This is a genomic window from Ilumatobacter nonamiensis YM16-303, assembly GCF_000350145.1.
Lineage (GTDB): Bacteria > Actinomycetota > Acidimicrobiia > Acidimicrobiales > Ilumatobacteraceae > Ilumatobacter_A > Ilumatobacter_A nonamiensis.
This window is the reverse complement of sequence record NZ_BAOL01000310.1, coordinates 1-3,580: the sequence shown is the minus strand read 5'-3', so window position 1 is coordinate 3,580 and position 3,580 is coordinate 1. Positions and strand designations below refer to the sequence as shown.

Here is a 3,580-nt window from a genome sequence, read left to right as displayed (position 1 = left end):
GTCGTTGTCGTTCGAGTCGTTGTCGTTCGAGTCGCCGCGGCTCGGACGGTCCCGCGTTCCGTCGTCCAGTTCCTCCACGCGTTGCTCGAGGAACCGGTTCGTTTCGTCGACGAGCTCCTGCTGCGCCGATCCGTACGCCAGGATCGACGCAACCGTGATCCCACACACGACCAGGGTCGTCACGATCACGACGACCCGACTCCGCAGCGTCATGGCGTCTCGGTCGAAGCGGGACGGAGCACGTAGCCGACGCCGTGAACGGTGTGCAGCACGCGATCCTCCCCGGCTGCTTCCAGCTTGCGACGCAGGAGGCGGATGTGGACGTCGAGCGCTTTGGAGGACGTGTCCGACTCGTACCCCCAGATCTCCGAGTAGATGAACGGTCGATGCAAGACGACACCGGCGTTGCGCATCAACATCACGAGGATCTCGAACTCGGTCGGGGTCAACTCGATGAGCCGATCGCCTCGGTTCACGTCGCGGCTGGCGAGATCCAGCGTGAGGTCATCGAGCTCCAGGCGGCCGACCTCCGGGTCTTCGACGCGACGCAGCAGAGCACGCAGACGGGCCAGGAGCTCGTCGAGCGCGAACGGCTTGGCGAGGTAATCGTCGGCTCCGGCGTCGAGGCCGTCGACCCGGTCGCCGACATCTCCCCGCGCGGTCAGGATCAGAACCGGCGTCCGGTCGCCGCGTGCGCGAAGACGACGGCACACCGTCAGTCCGTCGACGAATGGCATCGAGACGTCCAGCACGATGACGTCCGGTGTGTGCTCGTCGATTCCGGCGAGCGCGGCAGCACCGTCGCGCACACCGACCACGACGTAGCCCTCGAAGCGCAAGGCTCGTTCGAGGGCCTCGCGCACGTGGGCGTCGTCCTCGGCAACGAGAACGGTGCGCTCGGACATGGCCGACAGTCTGCCCGCTGGGTCGCCGGGAGGCTGACCCGACGGTGAGGACCGGGTCGACACACTCAGTTCTGGCTTCCTCGGTCTCGACCGTCCCGGCGGCCGTTCGGGACTCGGTCGCGGCGTGGGCGAGCGCTGCGCTCATCCGGGCTGCCCGATCCAGGGTCGGACACCCGTGTCCGGGCATCTCCGCCCGCCTGCGCCTCGTTCGGTTCCTCGCCGGTGTCGTCGACGTCGGCGCCGCTCGTGTCGAGCAGGAAGACGTTGTCCGCGAGTTCGGTCGGCTCGACGTCGGTGTTCTCCACGATGACGTCGGCGAGGCTGCGCTGGTAGTCGATTCCGTAGTCGGCTTCGATCGCGGCGAGTGCGTCGTCGTTGCCGTAGAAGAAGCGGTCGCCGTCGCGGAGCGCCGCGAACTGGGCGGTCCACATCGCGAGTTGGAGCTCACCGAACTCGGTGCCGGCCACATGGACCTCCGAGACCATCCCGGTGAAGGCGTCGACCTCGTCGACGTCACCGTAGATCGCACGGAGACGGGCGGCGGTCGTGGTTCGGCGCTCGGCGGTGACGGTCTCCCCGTCGGCGGCGTCGGTTCCCGCTTCGAGTTCGTTGCCGTCACCGTCGGCGAGGAGTACGAAGTCGAGGATGCTCGGGTCGTCGATCGGATTGGCGGCATCGATCTCGGGGTCGTCGGGGAACTCGTCGGTCGCCTCACCGGTGATGTCGGTGAACGCTTCGACGCGGTCCAATCCGTATGCCTCGCGCAGGTCGTTGTAGCTCGGCATGCCATGGTCCGCCGCGCGGATCACGTCGATCGCGCCGAGGTCGTTGACGACCGTGAAGCAGCCGGCGATCTCGGTGCCGTCGAGGCAGTCCGCAGGGTTCTCGACATCGGGGCCGGGCACCTGGAACAGCACGCTGCGCAGCTGATTGTCGATCTGTTCGTCGTTCGCGTACGCCGCCTCCGACGCGAGACCGGCGAGCATGTTCCCGAGTCCGACCTCGGTCAACAGACCCGGGTTCCCGAACGCCACTCCGAGCGGAATCGCGAACTCGACGGTGGCGCCGTCGTCGGTCACCTCCACACCGCCCGCTCGGAGCGCTTCGATCTGTTCGTCGCTGATCTCGGAACGGTCGATCTGTCCCTCGAACTCGCCGTGGATGGCGGAGTGAGCGCGGTACCCGACGGTCGCGAACTCGTTCGAGATCGACGGGTCGACGGTTGGGTCGTAGCCCGTGGAGTCGTCGAGATCGACGCCCATCGCAGGAAGGAACTCGTTGTAGGTGATGTACTGCTGCAGCGCGGCAACCGAGCGTTGGGCGATCTCGAACTTCGTCTGCTCGTCCATGTCGTCGGGAAGCAGGTCGACGATGCGGTTGTGTTCGAGAGCGAACAGGGTGTGGACCGCCGTCAGACCGACGTTCTCGTTGACCCGCAGGTCCCCTGCGACGACGGCGGCAGAGGGGTCGGCCATCAGGCGACCCTGGAGGTCGGTGTCCGGCACGTCGGTCTCGGGTCGAGCATCGGCGGTCGGGAGGAAACCGTCGACCAGGAGGAGCGAGGCGTCATTGTTGGTCGGGTCCCCATCCACGGGGCCGTCGCGCAACCAGTCGAGCCGTTCCTCGCTGCCGCCGTACACGGCGAACGCGTCGATGAACGAGCTCACGGTGTTGACCTGTTCACGCGCCGTGTCGAGGCCGGTGCCGTCGGCGACGACCGATCGACTCGTCGCGATCGCTCCCAGGTCGTTGGTGAACTCCTCGAGCGGGTCGTCGGCGTCGTAGGGAACGACGAGTTCTTCGTCACCGGTGTCACGGAGCGCGATCGTGTGGTCGATGAACTGTCCCCACACGAAGCTCCAGTGGGTGAGATCGTTCTCGGAGAAGATGTTCTGATTCGTGTCGTTGAAGATCCGATTGCTCACGTACCGCGCGTCGGGACCATCGACGAGTTCACCGACGCCGTCGGCGTAGTTCGCGTCGGCGACACGGGGATAGACGGTGCCGACCTGGCCGAGCGTGGGGTCGTCGAGGTTGTTGCCGGAACCGTCGAGCGTCCGGCCGTCATCGAGCGCGGCGGCCAGGTCATTCGAGACCGTCACGTCCGTCTCGTCGGTCTGGGCGTTCGCGGTCGTGGCGGAAGCTCCGATGACGATGGGCACGACCGCAGCGACGAGGAGGCGTCGCCGTGACAGCGGTGGAGAGAATCGGCGGCGAGTCAGGTTGGATGATGTGGGTGCGGTGAGGGACATGGAAGCTCCTGTGGTTGCGAGGTCGGCGGAGCGGCGTCGCCAGGGAACGAGCGACACCGCTCCGCCAGGGGGTGGATGATCGGGGCGGGGTGTCAGCTCTCGGAGTCGTCGCCGACGACCCGGTCGACGGCGCGCTCCTCGGCATGGTCGAGGCGCTGCTGCGCCTCCTCGGCGGTGAGCTCGCCATCGGCGACCTTCGCGTCGAGACGTTCCGGCTTGCCGTCGACGATCGCCTGCACGACCGCATCGACATCGACGCCTTCCGAAGCGGCGATCTCGGCGATCGACGATCCGGCGTCGCGAGCTGCGCTCAGCTCGTCCTCGGTCAGGCCGAGCGCGGTTGCGACGGCTTCATCGCTTCCGCAACCGCGACCGTGCGCGTCGCCGTCGGTGACTTCCGTTTCGTCGACTTCCGTTTCGTCG

At 67.1% G+C, this 3,580-nt stretch carries 3 protein-coding genes and 1 pseudogene; all 4 read right to left on the bottom strand.

Annotation, left to right across the window (positions count from 1 at the left end; genetic code table 11):
- On the bottom strand, window positions 1–213 hold a 213-nt coding region (locus ON45_RS20200), incomplete at its 3' end, for a hypothetical protein (protein ID WP_040496519.1).
- Window positions 210–905, bottom strand: a complete 696-nt coding sequence (locus tag ON45_RS20195; protein WP_040496518.1) for a response regulator transcription factor — start codon at window positions 903–905, stop codon at window positions 210–212. The genes ON45_RS20195 and ON45_RS20200, both read right to left, overlap by 4 nt.
- 65 nt (window positions 906–970) lie before the next feature.
- On the bottom strand, window positions 971–3,157 hold the full coding sequence (locus ON45_RS20190) for a peroxidase family protein (protein WP_083915201.1): 2,187 nt from the start codon (window positions 3,155–3,157) through the stop codon (window positions 971–973).
- A gap of 92 nt (window positions 3,158–3,249) precedes the next feature.
- Window positions 3,250–3,580, bottom strand: a pseudogene (locus tag ON45_RS23305) (hypothetical protein); the annotation flags it as partial.